Consider the following 15,840-nt stretch of genomic DNA (forward strand, 5'->3'; position numbering starts at 1 on the left):
TCCTGGTCGGTGTGGCGGGGTCGGCCGTGGGGTGCGTTCTCGGTCTGGCCGGCGGCCCGCTGCTGGCGCGGTGGCTGGCCGGGAAGAACATGGCGCCCGCATGGTTCGAGGTCCCGCGCGGTGTCGAGTCGGCCGGGCCGCTGGGGCTCGCGTTCGTGGCCGGTGTGCTGGTCGCCCTGTTGGCGGTCGTGGCGGCCTCGGTGCGTGCGGCGACCATCCGTCCGGCCGAGGCGATGCGTGAGGCGGACGTCGAACCCCGCCGTTCGGGCACGCCGCGCCGTCTGCTGGGACTCGCCGCGTTCGGCTGCGGGGCGGCGCTGCTGGTGGCGATCGCGCTCGTGTCGCCCGAGACCGTGCTGGACGCCAAGACCGACGTCGAACTCGCGCTGCTGGTCGTCGGCGGCGCCGCCCTGCTGGCACCCACCGTGCTTCCCTCGCTCCTCAAGCTTCTGACCTGGCCATTTGTGCGGGGTGCGGGGCCTGGATCGGTGCTGGCACGTGAGCGGGTGGCCGCCGCCCCCCGCGTGGCCGCCGGGACGATCGTCCCGCTGGTGATCACTCTCGGTCTCACGCTGGCGGTCCTCGGCGCGACGGACGTCGCCCAGGAGGTCAAGAGCCGGGGCGTGCGCGACCAGGCCGCGCACGCGGACCTGGTGGTCCTGCCGTCGGGAGGCGGCGGGCTGCCCGCCGCGCTGGTCACGCGCGTCCGAGCGGTGCCGGGAGTGTCGGCGACCGCCGTCACCGAGACGAGCGTGCTCATGCGCGAGCCCGCGCTGACGCCGTTCCATCTCGAAGCGCCGACGCCCGTGCCGTTCTCCGCGATCGCCGTCGACTCCCCGGCGGTGCTAGGGCTGCGCGTCCGGGAGGGGTCACTCGACGGCCTGACCGACGCGACCGTGGCGCTCGACCGCTCGTGGCACAAGCGCGTCGGGGAGAGCACGCGGTTGTGGCTGGCCGATGGGACGCCGGCGACGCTGCGGGTCACGGCCGTCTTCGATGCCGAGCCGGGCGGTCCGCGTATCGTCCTCGGCCCGCACCGCACCGGTAGCGCCGCCGGGCCCGACCGTGTCTACCTGCGCGCCGACGCCCTGGCCGCCCCGGCGGTGCGGGCGGCGCTGCGGCAGCCGGGTGCCGGGCCGGACGTCCGTGCCTTCGACACACCGGCCGCCAAGGTCGTCACCATCTCCCGGTGGACGGCCGCCGTCAGCGACCGCCAGGCCGAGCAGACCCGCGTCGGGCTGCTGGTGATGATCGGCATCGCCGGTGTCTACGGCGCGATCGGAACCGTCGCGACGGCCGCCACCGCGATCTCCGGACGCCGCCGCGAGCTGGCCCTCCTCCGCCGGATCGGCACGACCCGCCCGCAGGCCCTCCGGTTCGTCCTCCAGGAGTACGCGCTGCTGGCGCTCGCGGGCGTCCTGACCGCCGGGGGCGCGGCGGGCGTCGTCCTGGCCGGACTCGCCGGAGCCGGGTGACCGGCCTGGCTCAGCCGTGGGAAATGATGATCTTGCCGAAGCCGCCGCCGGACTCGCAGTACGCGAAGGCGTCGTGGAGCTTCTCGAACGGGAACACGCGGTCGATGACGGGACGCAGCCGGTGGGTCGCGACGGCGCGGTTCAGGTCGAGGAAGTGGGCGCGGCTGCCCGTGGCGATGCGGTGCAGCGCCGTGCCCGCCGAGAACAGGGCCGAGGGGGTGATCGGCTCCGCCCCCTCGTCGCCGGACAGCCAGTGGCCGACGAACGAGACCGAACCGCTGAACGCGACCGCCCTCAGCGACCTGGTCAGCGGGCCGGTCGCGTCCACGACACGGTCCACGCCCTCACCGCCCGTCAGGTCGCGGACGGTCTCGTCCCAGGCGGGGACCTCCCGGTAGTTGATCACCTCGTCCGCGCCGAGCTCGCGGAGCCGGGCGGCCTTGGCCGGCCCGGACGTCGTGACGATCACCCGCGCGCCCGCCAGCTTGGCGAACAGCAGCACGAACAGCGACACGGCCCCCGATCCGAGCGTCAGCACGGTCGCGCCCGGACGGAGCGCGTCACCGCTGGTCAGGGCGTTCCACGCGGTCACCGCGGCGAGCGGGAACGCGGCGGCCTCCTCGTACGAGAGGTGCTCCGGAACCGGGACGACGCCGTCCTCGTCGAGCACCGCGTACTCCGTGAGCACCCCGTCGATCACCGTGCCGAGCTGGGCGGCGTTCTCCAGCCGGAACGGACCGTCCAGCCAGCGCGGGAAGACGGTGGCCGCGACCCGGTCGCCCGGCCCGAACCGGGTGACGCCTTCGCCGACGGCCACGACCTCCCCGGCGCCCTCGCAGCCGGGCACCACTCCAGGAGTGACCGGCAGGACATAGGTGCCGTTCAGGACCTTCAGGTCGCGGAAACCGATCGAGTTCGCGCGGACCCGCACCACGACCTGCCCGCGCCCGGGAGTGGGCTCGTCCTGCTCGTGGATCCGCAGCCCGGCGAGTCCGTGACCCGGATCGAGGCGGTAGCTCTTCATATCGGCCCTTCCGTCGAAGCCTGTCGAAGTCCGTCGAGGCAAGATCGTCCGGGCGGGGGCGAGGGCCGGACAATTCCCCCGAGGGAATCGTCCAGCGCTCGGACGGACCGGTACAAAGGAGCGGTGATCAGCACAACCGAGCGGAACGCCGTCGGGACGGAACTGAAGCACTGGCGTTCGGTGCGACGCGTCAGCCAGCTGGAACTCGCCATCCGCGCGGGCACGACGCAGCGGCATCTGAGCTTCATCGAGAGCGGCCGGTCGCGTCCGGGCCGCGCGATCGTGATCCGGCTGGCCGAATCCCTCGGTCTGTCGCTGCGAGAGCGGAACGAGCTGCTGACGACGGCCGGTTACGCGCCGGCGTTCACCGAGTCCGGGCTGGACGAGGCGGCGTTGCGTCCGGTGCGGACCGCGCTGGAACAGATCCTGCGCGGCCACTCGCCGTATCCCGCGCTGGTGGTCGGGCCGTACGGCCAGGTCGTGGCGGCCAACGACGCCGTCGAGGTCTTCATGGAGGACGCGACGCCCGAGCTGCTCAAGCCGCCGGTCAACATGCTGCGGCTCATGCTCCACCCGGAGGGGATGGGCGCGCGGGTCGTGAACATGGACGAATGGGGCCGGCACGTCATCGAGAACCTCCGCGCCCGGGCCCGCCGCAGCCCCGACCCGCGCCTCGACGACTTCGTCGCCGAACTCGCCGGATACGTCCCCGACACCCCGGTCGGCCCCGACCACCTCGGCTTCGCCGTCCCGATGCGGCTGACGACGGCGGCCGGCGAGCTGCGCCTGATCACCACGCTGACCTCGTTCGCGACCGCGACCGACGTCACGCTCGCCGAACTCCACCTGGAGGCGTTCCTCCCGGCCGACGAGGCGACCGCCGACCTCCTCCGAGCCCGCGCCACCACCGCCCACCCCGACCGCGCCTAGACCTCCGCTCCGTGCGGGCGCGACAGCCGCTCGTCGTCAGCCGATCAGGGAGAGGACGTCATCGGTCGAGCGGACGTCGCCGAAACTCCGGTAGAAGGTGTGCAGCGTCGCGTTGTGCTCGGCGTCGCGGCGGGCGGCGTTGGCGTCCGCGACCATGATCGTGCGAAAGCCCAGGGTGGCGGCGTCCCGGGCGGACGACTCGCAGCACACGTTGGTGACGGTGCCCGCGATGAGCACCGTGTCGATCGCGCGTCCGGCCAGTTCGTCCGGGAGCGGGCAGCGGCCGGGGAAGAAGGCGCTGGGCGCGGTCTTCTCCAGCAGAAGGTCCGCGAGGCCCGGCGTGAGTTCCGACCAGAGCCGCTGAGAGACGGGGCCTGTGCCGCCCGACGTCCGGAACACCTCGGCGGCGTCCGGGCCATGGAACTCCGCCTTGACGGCCAGAGGTTCGGGGACGCCTGGAACCACCCACGCGACCGTCCCACCGGCGACTCGAAGAGCGTCGGCGATGCGCGCGATGTTGGGGACGATGCCCAGGCAGTACGGGTTCCGCGCGACGAAGAACGGCACCATGTCGATCACGACCAGAGCCGTCCGGGCCGGGCTCAGCCCGGTGAACGCGTGCCGTCGTCCGCGCCGGGCCTCATGCCTGGCGTACTCGCGGGGGTCGATCCGCCACAGGTGCGTTCGCGCCACGTTCCCCATCATGCACGGGCTGCGCCCAGGGCCTCTGCGAGCGCACAGAGCCTTGGTGTGGGGCTCTGTGCGCTCGGACGGGTGGGCCGCGGCTCGTCCGGGCTGGTCAGCGGGCCAGGGAGCGGGCGATGACCAGGCGCTGGATCTGGTTGGTGCCCTCGAAGATCTGCATGATCTTGGCCTCGCGCATGAAGCGCTCCACGGGGAAGTCGCGGGTGTAGCCGTTGCCGCCGAGGACCTGGACGGCGTCCGTGGTGACCTTCATGGCGGCGTCGGTGGCGGTGAGCTTGGCGACCGACGCCTCGCGCGAGTACGGCAGGCCCAGGTCGCGGCGGCGGGCCGCGTCCAGGTAGGTGGCGCGGGCGGACGTCACGGCGGCGGCCATGTCGGCCAGCAGGAAGCCGAGGCCCTGGTGGTCGATGATGCGGCGGCCGAAGGTGGTGCGCTCCTTGGCGTAGGCGACGGCGTGGTCGAGCGCGGCCTGCGCGAGGCCGACGGCGCAGGCGGCGATGCCGAGGCGGCCCGAGTCCAGGGCGCTGAAGGCGATCCGGAGGCCGTCGCCCTCCGCGCCGATGAGGCGGGCGTCCTCGATCAGCGCGCCGTCCCAGTTCGCGGTGGTCGTGGGGACGGCGTGCAGCCCCATCTTCTCCTCCGGACGGCCGAAGCTGAGGCCCTCGGCCTGGCCGGGGGCCAGGAAGCAGGAGATCGTGTCGCCGGTGCGGGCGAACAGCGAGTAGAAGTCGGCGCGTCCGCCGTGGGTGATCCACGACTTGGTGCCGTTGATCCGGTAGCCGCCGACGACCCGCTCGGCCTTGCAGGTCAGGGCGGCCGCGTCCGAGCCCGCGTGCGGTTCGGACAGGCTGTAGCCGCCGATGAGGCGTCCGCCGAGCATGTCCGGAAGCCAGCGGTCCTTCTGCTCGGCCGTCCCGTGGGTGAACACGGGGAAGCACGAGAGGGTGTGGACGCTGGTCGCGACCGCGACGGCCGCCCAGCGCGCCGAGAGCTCCTCGATGACCTGGAGGTAGACCTCGTAGGGCTGGCCGCCTCCGCCGTACTCCTCCGGGTACGGCAGGCCGAGCAGGCCCGCTTCGCCGAGCATCGCGAAGAGGCCCTCGGGATAGGTCTCGTTGCGCTCGTGCTCGGTCACGCGCGTCAGGAGCTCCTTGTCGGCGAGCTCGCGCGTCAGGGCGATGAGGTCACGCGCTTCATCGCTCGGCAGTAGACGTTCGACGGTCATTGTCTTCCTCCAGAGGAACCCACAGGCGCTCTCACCCTGTCACGAAGTCGTGCACAGTTCGCGGCCCGGCCTTCCCGGCGGGCGCCCGGACCAAGCGGAACACCCCGTCCGCGGTCTGTCGGGACCGGCGACGGGGTGCGGCGTCCCCGGCCGGTGCGCCTCCCAGACGCACCGGCACGGGGAGGTTGGTTCGGGCGGGTGGCTCAGGCGAGCTGGTGCGGACGGTCCGCCCGGTCCGCGCCGGCGAGGGCGGCGAGCGCGGCGTGGGCGCGCTCGCGGTACTCGGCGACGCGGGCGAGCTTGATGTCCTCGTAGCCGCGGACGGTCTCGGGCAGCCGCACGAGGTCGACCACGGCGGCGACGGTGCCGGGGGTGAGGTGGGTCAGGGCGTCCCGCACCATGCCGCGGTACTCCTGGACGAGCTCGCGCTCGATCCGGCGCACCTCGGCGTAGCCGAACAGGTCCAGGCTGGTGCCGCGCAGGCCGCGCGCGGCGCGCAGGGCGCGGAACGCGACCGGTGCGGTCCGGGTCAGCCGGATCTTCCGCTTCATGCCGAGGGCGCGGAGGACCGGCGGGTGCAGCATGACCGAGACCTTGGCGTCCGGGCCGAACTCCTCCTCGCGCTTGGCCCGCTCGACCGGGTCCAGGTGCAGGCGGGCGACCTCGTACTCGTCCTTGTAGGCCATGAGCTTGTGGAGGGAGGTGGCGTAGGCGAGGCCGACGCGCAGGGCCGCGTCCTCGTCGACGCGCTCGGCGGCGAGCGCGGTGACCCGCCGGACGTCCTCGGCGTAGCTGCGCGCGTAGTTCTCGTTCTGGAACTCGATCAGGTCGGCGACCCGAATGCTCAGGGCCTCCTCCAGCTCCGCCCCGCCCATCGCGGGGGCGACCTGCTTGGCGATGGTCCGGGCGACCGGCGTGAGCTCGATCAGCGGACGCGCCGGGGGCGCGACCGCGGCCAGGACGGCCTTGATGTCCAGCGCGGCGGCCCGGCCCCAGCGGAACGCGGCCAGGTTCTTGTCGACGGCCGCGCCGTTGAGCCGGATGGCGTCCTCGATCGCGTCGGCGGAGACCGGGAGGCAGCCGTGCTGGTAGGCGGCGCCGACCAGCACCATGTTGGCGGGCATGTTGTCGCCGAACAGCTTCTCGGCGATGCCCTGCGCGTCCAGGTACAGGTTGTCGGCGGTGCCGGTGGCCGACTCGACGCGCTTCAGCGCCTCGTCCGGGGAGCCGGGCAGCGCCACGCGGCCGGTGACCATCGCCGCGGTCGGGACGAGCGCGGTGTTGACGACCGCGACCGTCCGGCCGGGCTCGGCGGTGGCGAGGTTGCTGTCTGCCGCGGCGCCGAGCAGGTCGAAGCCGAGCAGGACGTCGGCGGTGCCCCGGGTGGCGCGCAGCGCTCCGGGCACCGGGCGGGTGGAGAAGCGCAGGTCGCTGACGACCGGGCCGCCCTTCTGCGCCAGTCCGGTCTGCTCCAGGCCGGCGGCGTAGGAGCCGTCCAGCCGGGCCGCCATCTGCAGGATCTGCGAGACGGTGACGACGCCGGTGCCGCCGATGCCGGGCATGCGGAGCAGCACGTCGGCGTCGCCGAACCGGCGGACGGGCTCGGTCAGCGCGACCGGCAGCGCGGGCAGCTCCCGCTTAGCGCGCGTCCCCGGCTCGACCAGCAGGAAGGACGGGCAGTCGCCCTTGAGGCAGGAGAAGTCGGTGTTGCAGGACGGCTGGTGGATGCGGGTCTTGCGGCCGAACTCGGTCTCCACCGGCTGCACCGAGAGGCAGGTCGACTGGTCGCCGCAGTCCCCGCAGCCCTCGCACACCCGCTCGTTGATCAGCACCTTCTCGGCCGGCGTCGGGAGCTTGCCGCGCTTGCGCAGGCGGCGCTCCTCGGCGGCGCACCGGTCGTCGTGGATCAGCACGGTCACGCCGTCCACCGCGGCCAGCTCGGTGTTCACCTCGGGCAGGTCGTCGCGGTGCCGGACGTGCGCGATCGGGTCGAGCGCCACGCCCCGGTAGTCGGCCGGGGAGTCCGTGGTGATCACCACGCGGCGGACGCCCTCCAGCGCGAGCCAGCGGGTCAGCGTCGGGATGTCCAGGCGGCCCTCGGCGGTCTGCCCGCCGGTCATGGCGACGGCGTCGTTGTACAGCAGCTTGTAGGTCATCGTGACGCCGGCGGCGACGGCGGCGCGGATCGCCAGCGAACCCGAGTGGTGGAACGTGCCGTCGCCGAGGTTCTGCACGAAGTGCTTGTCGGCGGTGAACGGCGCGAGGCCGATCCACTGGGTGCCCTCGCCGCCCATCTGGGTGAGGCCGAGCTGGTTGCCGCGGCCCGCGCCGTCCAGCGCGATCATCACGTGGCAGCCGATGCCGACGCCGACGAGCGTGTCGTCCGACGCCTTGGTGGACGCGTTGTGCGGGCAGCCCGAGCAGAAGTACGGCGTGCGGGCGGCCACGACCGGCAGCGAGACCCGCGCCTTCTTGCGCGGCTGCCGCAGCACGACCGCGGCCTTGGGCAGCCGGTCCTCGCCGAAGCGGGCGACCAGCGCGCGCACGACGTCCTCGGAGCCGACCGTCCCGCGCGTGGGCAGCAGCTCCTTGCCGTCCGTGCCGCGCCGTCCGATGACCCGGGGCACCTTCGTCCCGGCCGCCGCCATGCCCTCCGCAGAGGCGGAGCCGCCCGCGGAGGCCCCGGCGGTGGCCAGGGCGCGGTGGGCGGCGTCGGCGTGGTCGTAGAGGACGGCCTTGAGGTGCTGTTCGAGGAAGGGCACCTTGTCCTCGACGACGAGGACCTGGTCCAGGTCGGCGGTCATGCGGGCCAGCTCGGCGTCGTCGAGCGGGAACGGCATGCCGAGCCGGATGAGGCGCAGGCCGAGGTCGTTCATCGCGGCCTCGTCCAGGCCGAGGTCGGTGAGGGCGCGCTGGACGACGGCGTACTGGGTGCCGGACGCGATGATGCCGAGCGCGGTGTTGGCCTCGCCGAACGTGATGCGGTTGAGGCCGGCCTCGCGGGCGTAGGCGCGGGCGATGTCGAGCCGCCGGGTGAGCATGTCGTGCTCGGCGTCCAGGGAGGCGGGACCGACCAGCGTCGGGACCTCGCGCTCCTCCCGGACGGGCATCGGGATGTTGCGGCGGATCTCCTCCAGGTCCACCACGGCGGACGCGTCGGCGATGTCGGCGACGATCTTCAGGCCGGCCCAGAGGCCGCTGGCGCGGGACAGCGCGACGGCGTGCAGGCCGAACTCGATGATCTCCGCGACGGTGCCCGGCGCGAGCAGCGGCAGCGCGAGCGACTGCGCCATCGGCTCGCACGAGCTCGGCACCGTGGACGACTTGCTGGCGGGGTCGTCCCCGATCCACGCGACCGCGCCCCCGACGGCGGCGGTCCCGGCGAGCTGCGCGTGCCGGATGGCGTCGGCGGCCCGGTCGAGGCCGGGGTTCTTGCCGTACCAGTACCCGGTGACGCCCTCGTGGCGGCGGCCCGGCACCTGGCCGAGCAACTGGGTCCCGGCGACGGCGGTGGCGGCGAGCTCCTCGTTGAGCCCCGCCTGGAAGACCACCCCGGCCTCGTCCAGGAACTTCGCGGCGCGGCCCATCTCGAGGTCGACGCCGCCGAGGGGCGACCCCTGGTAGCCGGAGACGAACGCGCGCGTGTCGAAGCCGCGCGCCTCGTCGAGCCACCGCTGTTCCAGGGTCAGCCGCACCAGGGCCTGGACGCCCGAGATCAGTACTCGCCCCTCGTGCGCGGTGTACCTGTCGTCAAGCCGGACGCCCATCGAACCTCCTCGTTCCCGCCCTGTGGCGCGGAGCACATCACCTCGAAACGGACGAACGCAAGTAACTGCCGACATACAGCCCACAAGACGCAAGGATTTATACTCGGAGCAGGCATTTCGCCGTGCACTTTGCGTGAGGAGCCCCGATGGCCGAGCTCGACGACATCGACCACGCGCTGCTGCGCCTGCTCCGCCAGGACGCCCGCCGCACCTTCTCCGAGATGGCCGAGAAGGTCGGCCTCTCCGTCGCCGCCGTCAAGCGCCGCGTGGACCGGCTGCGCGAGCTCGGCGTCATCACCGGCTTCACCGCCCAGATCGACTACGCCAAGCTCGGCTGGGGCATCGAGGCGTTCACCGAGCTGCGCTACGCCGGGTCCGCCCCGGTCAGCGAGATCATCCGCACCGCCACGGTCGCCCCCGAGGTCCAGGCGATCTACACCACGGCCGGCGACCCGGACGCCCTGGTCAGCATCCGCGCCCGCGACATGCGCCACCTCCAGCAGGTCATCGACACCCTCCGCCGCGCGGGCAACGTGACCGGCACCAAGACCCTCATGGTCATGGACGTCTGGACCCGCTCCGACGTCGACCCGATGACCCCCACCCGCCCGTTCGGCTCGTCCGCCAACCGCCCCCGCTCCACGCCCTGAGGGGGGCGGCGGTACAAGATCAGGACGGTCAGGGGCGGCGCAGCCGGTGCGGGCGGACTCGGCCCAGCCCCTGGAGGTGCCGGGGACGCAGCGGACCGATGTCGTAGCCCGCATCGGCGAGTTCGGTGGCCAACGGCGTGTCGATGAGGATCGTGCCCCGGTGGGCGGCGGCGGTGAGGCGCGCCGCGAGGTTGACCGGAGTGCCGAAGACGTCGCCCAGACGGAGCACGACCTCGCCATAGGCCAGCCCGACGCGGACGACGGGGAAGTCGGGGTCGCTCGTGTGCCGCTCGGCGAGGCGGAGGCCGATCTCGGCGACCGCACGCGGATCCGGGGCGACGAAGAACGCCTCGTCGCCGAGCGTCTTGACGATGCGTCCGCCCAGCTCGGCGACCGTTTCGGCGGTGACGGACTCGAAGCGCTCGACGAACTCGGCGAGCGCCGGACCCGGCATCCGGCGGCTGAGCGAGGTGAACGAGACGATGTCGGCGAAGCCGACCGCGAGCCGGGTGACGCCGAGCGCCGTGTCGCCGGACGCGTCGCCGCCCGCGGCCGCGACGCGCAGCCCGGCGGCGGCGAGCTGGCGGCGCCAGCCGTGCAGCAGCAGCCACTCGAACCGGGGCCGAAGCTGGTCGGTGGCCCCGAGGACGGCGTGCATGGCCTCCGGGCTGAGGTCGGCGTCCTCGGGCAGGCGGGCCGCGGCGGTCGGCAGCCAGACGTCGATGACCCAGCTCGCCAGCCGGCCCATCGTCTGGCCGACGGCGCGGACGAGCTGGAGCATGCCCTCCTCGTCCACCAGGCCGTCCGCGACGAGCCGCTCGATCTCGACCAGCGCGCGGACGTCGCCCTCGGTGAACGCGACCTCGTCGTCGGACGGGGCGGGGAAGCCGAGCGTCCGCCAGATCCGCCGGGCCTTCTCGGGCGGCATCCCGGCGAGCTCCTCGACCTCCGCCCGGGTGTACTTCAGGGAGTCGGCGAGCAGCGTCTCCTCGATCTCCTGCGCGACCCGGGGATCGACCACCCTGTCCACCTCGCGATGTCTCATCCGGCGATGTGCCAAGGGTGGCGCGTAAGATCGACGCGGGTCAAGCAGCGGAGGCGGGGTCATGGCCGGGTACCGGATCGACGAGCTCGCACGGGCGGCGGGGACGACCGTCCGCAACATCCGCGCGTACCAGGACCGGGGGCTGCTGCCGCCGCCGCGGCTCGAGGGGCGCGTCGGCTTCTACGACGACAGCCACCTCGCCCGGCTGCGCCTGATCGGCAAGCTGCTCGCGCGCGGCTACTCCTCGGTCATCATCAAGGACCTGCTCGCCGCCTGGGAGACCGGCCGCGACGTCGGCGACGTGCTCGGCCTGGAGAAGGTCCTCACCGATCCGTGGTCGGACGAGATCCCCGGCACGGTCACGCTGGACGAGCTGGTCGCGACGTTCGGCCCGGACCGCGACGAGGAGCAGGTCGCGGCCGATCTGGAACGGGCCGTCGGGCTGGGGTTCGTGGAGCCGGACGGCGATGTCTTCCGGGTGCCGTCCCCGCGGCTGCTGCACGTCGGCGCCGAGCTGGTCGCCGCCGGCATCCCGCTGGAGGCCGTGTTCGACATCGCCCACCAGATCCGGGACGACTGCGACGTCATCGCCGGGCGCTTCGTCGACCTGGTGCACGAGCACGTGTTCCGCCGCCTGGAGGACGGGCCCGGCCCGAGCGGCGAGGAGCTGGGCGAGGTCGCCGAGGTCGTCCGCCGCATGCGCCCGCTGGTGAAGATGGTCGTCGACCCGTTCATCGCCCGCGCGATGGAGACCCGCGTCCAGGCGGCCCTCGGCGAGCAGCTCGAAACCCTCAGCGACCACCTCGCGGCGGCGGGCGCGTCAGAGGAGTGAGACGCCCCAGACGACGGTGACCCGCTGCGCCGGGCCGTGCGGGCCGGCGAAGGTGAGGGTGGCGCGTCCCGGCAGGTTGACCAGCCCGGTGTGCAGCGTGACGAGCAGGTCCCGTGAACCGTCGCGGGACAGGCCGCCGCTCTGGTCCTCCAGCGTGAGCTGCGGGCTGGACGACGTCCCGGTCCACGTGACCGGGCCGTTCTCTGCCCTGAGGCGGACCGTCCCGGAGCTGCGTCCGTACAGTTCGAGCCGGGTCGTCAGCACCTTCAGCACGCCCGGGCGCGTCGTCGGCGGAGGCGAGGAGGGCGGCGTCCCGCCCGGCGGGGGGCTCGCCGCGGGCGGCCGTCCGGGGACCGCGGGGGTGCCGGGGGTTTCCGGGGCTCCGGGGGAGGGCGGCTTGGAGGGGTCGCCGAACTGGGGCGACGGCGGCTGCGCCCCGCCGCCGCCCGCCGGTCCGCGGGCCTGTGGACGGCTGTCGCGACCCGGCTGCTGCTTCGGCGACGTCGCCGTCACCGACGGCAGCGGGCGCAGCGGCCAGTCGAACGTCGGGACGCCGAGCTGCGACCCCATGAACAGGATCGCGGCGAGCGCGGTGACCAGCGCACCGCCGATCCCGCCGGTCGCGAACATCCAGCGGCGCGCGTAGGGGGACGCGACGTCCGGCTGCGTCGGAAGCCCGTCGGGGGTCAGCGCACCGCCGCGCGCCGCGATGTCGGCACGGTATCCGGCCAGCTCGGGGTCCGTCGCGGTGTGCAGGACGCGTCGCCGCAACGCCTCGCTCGGCTCCGGCGCGGGCGCGAGCACTAGCAGGCCAGCGGCCCGGACCTGCCCGCGCGCCCGGCACGCCGCGCATCCGCGGATGTGCTCGTCGAGCGCGCTGTCGATGATGTCCGCGTGGACGGCCTCGGACTCGGCGCGCCGTCCGCCCGGCCGGGACGCGTCCCCGTGCCTGGACCGCGCGGGAGTCGCCGCATGCCGTCCGCTTCCCGAGCCCGGATCCGGGCGCGTGCTCCCCCCACCGCGACGTCCGAACCGAGCCGGAGTCTCGAACCGCAACACCGACCGTGCTCGGCCCCGGGCACGCGACCGCGTCCGCACCCCGCCCTCCGCACGCGATCCGGCTTCGGCGAGTGACGTGTCCCCACCGACGCCATGCGACGGCCCGGACGACCACGCCGCGGACTCGCCGCTGCTGCACGCCGCCTCGGTGTCGCGTTCGTCCTGCCATGCGGAATTCCGCTTCGCGGTTTCGCCGCGCACCGCCTGGGCATCGTGCTCACCCTGCGAAGCGGATGAACGCATTGGAGCAGCATCTGGTGAAGAACGCTGGTCCGCCTTTCGGCATCCGTTCTTCCAGTCGGCACAGGAATTCGCCGCCATGGCGAGGGAATCGCGGAGGGCGCTTTCGAACTCGCCGCGTGCCGAACTCGCGAGCCCGGCGACCCGCCGACCGGACAGCCCCCAGAGAAGTCCCAGCTCAGAAGGGTGCAGCCCGTGCCGGACGGTCAGCAGAAGCACTTCACGCTCGTTCGCGTCCAACCGGTTGACGGCCGATTCGAGCAGCGAACGCAGCTCGGACGTGGGCGGCAGGACAGCGCTCGGACGCGCGTCGGCGCGGCGGATGCGGCGCGAATTCGGAGAGCGGAACGGACGGTCCGGCTCCCAGCGGAGTTCGCTCGCGTGGCCGCGCTGGAGACAGCGGCGGCGGACCGCGCCGTACAGCCAGATCCGCAGATTGGCGTGGTCGCGAATACGCGGGACGCGTCGCCACGCGTCCACGAGCGCGTCGTGCACGATCTCGTCGGCGGCCCGGAAATCACCGGTCATCGCGGCGGCATAATCGAACAGTCGCTCAGCGTAGGCGTCATAGAGCATGGCCAAGGCGTCGGCGTCGCCGTCGTGCAGCCTGCGGACCAGGCGACGCGTCGCGACGTCGGGCGGTGACCACCGGGGCATGTGCTCTCCCGCAGCGAACGGGGCGCCGAACGCCACGGGACGTCCGGACAATAGGGTCCACTCTGGATACACCCACGTACCCCTTCAGCACCATTCGATCCCGGGAAAAATCGCCGCGCAGGGGTTTCCCTATGGCTGTGAATCCGGCCACTCGGTCGTTTCAGGTGAAGCCTGGCGGTGAACATGGCACAGTGCCCTCTGACCGCCCCGTCCACGGGACGGCGCACACCCCCCAACCCCCACCAGGACGGAGGGAGCCGAGATGAGCATCTTCGGCGTCGACTACGCCTGGGGACGCCCCGGTCCCAGTGCGTTGAAGCGCGCCGGGGCCAAGTTCGTCTGCCGGTACCTCTCGCACGACACCTCCGGCAAGAACCTGACCCGCGCTGAGGCGGACCAGCTCTCGCGCGCCGGCATCTGGCTGGTCGTGGTGTGGGAGAGCACCGCCTCGCGCGCCCTCGCCGGCCGCGCCGCCGGAATCGCGGACGCGACCGAGGCGGCCAAGCAGGCGCGCGCGTGCGGCATGCCCGCCGACCGCCCGATCTTCTTCGCGGTCGACTTCGACGCGTCGTCCGGCCAGCAGGCCGCGATCAACGCCTACCTGGACGGCGCCGCCTCGGTCATCGGCCGCGCCCGCGTCGGCCTGTACGGCGGATACGGCCCGGTCAAGCGCGCGTTCGACGCCAAGAAGATCCGCTGGGGCTGGCAGACCTACGCCTGGTCGGGCGGACGCTGGGACAAGCGCGCGCAGCTTCAGCAGTACTCCAACGACCATGTCGTGAACGGCGTCGGCGTCGACTACGACCGCGCCACCGTCAACGACTACGGCCAGTGGCGCGTCGGGGTCAGCCCCACCCCGCCGGCCCCGACGCCCCCTCCGACGGAAGAGGACGAGATGCCCTACGGCCAGCTCATCAACGGCGCGAACGCCGTCACCCCGATCTCGCTGCCGCGCGGCGAGGTGAAGTCGATCGGCTTCCTCTGCGACAACGGCCTCCAGCAGCTTCCGCCCGCGAAGCTGCGCCTCGCCATCCACGACAAGAACGGCTGGTCCATCGACCAGATCACCGTGGACAGCACCAAGGCGAAGGTGGTCGTCCAGTTCAAGGACCCGAAGAGCACCGACGGCGTGTCCGTCCAGCGGCTGGACGCCGGGCAGGTCAACGTCGCCTGGGACTGCTCGTAGCCGTCCCTCCGCTTACGGCCGCATGCCGGGCCCGGCATGCGAGTGCCTCCTGCGCACGCGACGTCCGCGTGCGCGGGAGGCATCACCGTTGAAACCGGAGTGCGGCTCAGCCGGTGCGTTCGACCACGCAGCCGCACGGCCTGAGAGCCAGCAGGTCGTCCCCCGCGGGATCGGCCTCGCGCACGAGGGTTCCGCACATCGGGCAGCAGGACAGGTCGGCGCGCGTCGCGCCGTCAAGATCGCTCGAAACCGTCACGGCGGCCCAGCCTAGTGGCGGAGGGCGCCGCCGCCCGGCGCAACACGTCGCCACCTGCCGCGCCACCTCCGGGGACGGCCCGAACGGCGGCCGCGGCGGGGCGCGGCCGGGTGGACGGTGACCGTTCGGACACCGGGCGATGACGGCGGCATGTCAGTTTCGGCCACTTACGGGCAATTCCGGAAAATCAGCGGCATGACGCGGTGATCTACGGAAGGGTGTCGTACTCCGCGAATCACCCGTGGTTCGCGTGATCCCCGACGTTACGCCTGCCCAGCCCCGCGTTCGCACACGCGATAGGCAGGTCTTCGACATGTCCCCCGGAGGAACCCCCACCGTGAAGCAGCGCAACATCTTCGCCGTCTGGCTCGGCCTGCCGATCATCACGCTCGGCATCTACGGCCTCGTCTGGATCTACAAGATCCACGACGAGCTCAACCGCACCTACCCCCAGAACGGCGCGTCCAGCGCGGGCTCGGCCCTGTGCTCGGTGCTGTTCGGGTTCATCACGCTCGGCATCTGGCCGCTGATCGTGGTGATCAAGTTCGGCGCCGGCCTCACCGAGGCGCAGCGCCGCGCCGGCCGCCAGCCCAGCTTCAGCAACGGTGTCGGCATCCTGCTGCTGATCTTCGGCTTCGGCCCGCTGTACTACCAGAGCGAGCTCAACAAGATCGCCACCCAGCGCTGATCCGGCGCCCGGCGCGCACCTGAAACGCGCCGCCGCCCCTCCCAGGCGAACGTTCGCCGTCCAAGAGTTTGACGTCGAAACAAGCATCCGTCTAAAGTTTC

Annotated in this window: 13 protein-coding genes; 6 read left to right on the forward strand and 7 right to left on the reverse strand. The window is 72.8% G+C overall.

Annotation, left to right across the window (positions count from 1 at the left end; all coding sequences use genetic code 11):
• Positions 1–1,475 (forward strand): hypothetical protein (locus AB0J52_RS08035; RefSeq protein ID WP_500180831.1); only part of this gene is annotated, 1,475 nt, incomplete at its 5' end.
• Between the two features lie 10 nt (positions 1,476–1,485).
• Here the strand turns inward: AB0J52_RS08035 and AB0J52_RS08040 are convergent.
• Positions 1,486–2,499 carry a zinc-dependent alcohol dehydrogenase family protein gene (locus AB0J52_RS08040; protein WP_500180832.1) on the reverse strand — a complete coding sequence of 338 codons (1,014 nt, stop codon included), beginning with the start codon at positions 2,497–2,499 and terminating at the stop codon, positions 1,486–1,488.
• Between the two features lie 123 nt (positions 2,500–2,622).
• Here AB0J52_RS08040 and AB0J52_RS08045 point away from each other — a divergent pair, with 123 nt between their 5' ends.
• Positions 2,623–3,429 carry a helix-turn-helix domain-containing protein gene (locus AB0J52_RS08045; RefSeq protein ID WP_500180833.1) on the forward strand — a complete coding sequence of 269 codons (807 nt, stop codon included), beginning with the start codon at positions 2,623–2,625 and terminating at the stop codon, positions 3,427–3,429.
• A gap of 36 nt (positions 3,430–3,465) precedes the next feature.
• On the opposite strand, the gene AB0J52_RS08050 is transcribed toward AB0J52_RS08045, so the two are convergent.
• The 3 genes from AB0J52_RS08050 to AB0J52_RS08060 all read right to left on the reverse strand — a co-directional run bounded on the left by AB0J52_RS08050 (position 3,466) and on the right by AB0J52_RS08060 (position 9,126).
• Entirely contained in the window at positions 3,466–4,122 is a 657-nt protein-coding gene (locus AB0J52_RS08050) for an isochorismatase family protein (protein ID WP_500180834.1), read from the reverse strand.
• Between the two features lie 106 nt (positions 4,123–4,228).
• A complete protein-coding gene (locus AB0J52_RS08055; protein ID WP_500180835.1) occupies positions 4,229–5,359 on the reverse strand; it encodes an acyl-CoA dehydrogenase family protein in 1,131 nt (376 codons plus the stop codon).
• Between the two features lie 203 nt (positions 5,360–5,562).
• Positions 5,563–9,126, reverse strand: a complete 3,564-nt coding sequence (locus tag AB0J52_RS08060) for an indolepyruvate ferredoxin oxidoreductase family protein (protein ID WP_500180836.1) — start codon at positions 9,124–9,126, stop codon at positions 5,563–5,565.
• 146 nt (positions 9,127–9,272) lie between these two features.
• Here AB0J52_RS08060 and AB0J52_RS08065 point away from each other — a divergent pair, with 146 nt between their 5' ends.
• Positions 9,273–9,776, forward strand: coding sequence for an Lrp/AsnC family transcriptional regulator (locus AB0J52_RS08065; RefSeq protein ID WP_500180837.1), 504 nt, complete (start codon positions 9,273–9,275; stop codon positions 9,774–9,776).
• A 28-nt stretch (positions 9,777–9,804) separates the two neighbouring features.
• Here AB0J52_RS08065 and AB0J52_RS08070 read toward each other — a convergent pair whose 3' ends face one another.
• Positions 9,805–10,797, reverse strand: a complete 993-nt coding sequence (locus tag AB0J52_RS08070; protein WP_500180838.1) for an adenylate/guanylate cyclase domain-containing protein — start codon at positions 10,795–10,797, stop codon at positions 9,805–9,807.
• A gap of 85 nt (positions 10,798–10,882) precedes the next feature.
• Between AB0J52_RS08070 and AB0J52_RS08075 the strand changes: the two genes are divergently transcribed.
• Positions 10,883–11,653, forward strand: a complete 771-nt coding sequence (locus tag AB0J52_RS08075) for a MerR family transcriptional regulator (RefSeq protein ID WP_500180839.1) — start codon at positions 10,883–10,885, stop codon at positions 11,651–11,653.
• Here AB0J52_RS08075 and AB0J52_RS08080 read toward each other — a convergent pair.
• Positions 11,642–13,609: an RNA polymerase sigma factor gene (locus AB0J52_RS08080; protein WP_500180840.1), complete on the reverse strand. Its 1,968-nt coding sequence runs from the start codon at positions 13,607–13,609 to the stop codon at positions 11,642–11,644. The genes AB0J52_RS08075 and AB0J52_RS08080 overlap by 12 nt on opposite strands.
• A 262-nt stretch (positions 13,610–13,871) precedes the next feature.
• On the opposite strand from AB0J52_RS08080, the gene AB0J52_RS08085 reads away from it, so the two are divergent.
• The gene (locus tag AB0J52_RS08085; RefSeq protein WP_500180841.1) at positions 13,872–14,795 is read left to right on the forward strand and encodes a DUF1906 domain-containing protein; all 924 of its coding nucleotides are present in this window, start codon (positions 13,872–13,874) and stop codon (positions 14,793–14,795) included.
• 106 nt (positions 14,796–14,901) lie between these two features.
• Here the strand turns inward: AB0J52_RS08085 and AB0J52_RS08090 are convergent, their stop codons facing one another.
• The gene (locus tag AB0J52_RS08090; protein WP_500180842.1) at positions 14,902–15,051 is read right to left on the reverse strand and encodes a hypothetical protein; all 150 of its coding nucleotides are present in this window, start codon (positions 15,049–15,051) and stop codon (positions 14,902–14,904) included.
• 337 nt (positions 15,052–15,388) lie between these two features.
• Here AB0J52_RS08090 and AB0J52_RS08095 point away from each other — a divergent pair, with 337 nt between their 5' ends.
• A complete protein-coding gene (locus tag AB0J52_RS08095; protein ID WP_500180843.1) occupies positions 15,389–15,739 on the forward strand; it encodes a DUF4234 domain-containing protein in 351 nt (116 codons plus the stop codon).
• The last annotated feature ends 101 nt before the right edge of the window (positions 15,740–15,840 follow it).

Origin of the sequence: Spirillospora sp. NPDC049652, from assembly GCF_040675125.1 — a bacterium.
Taxonomy (GTDB): Bacteria; Actinomycetota; Actinomycetes; order Streptosporangiales; family Streptosporangiaceae; genus Spirillospora.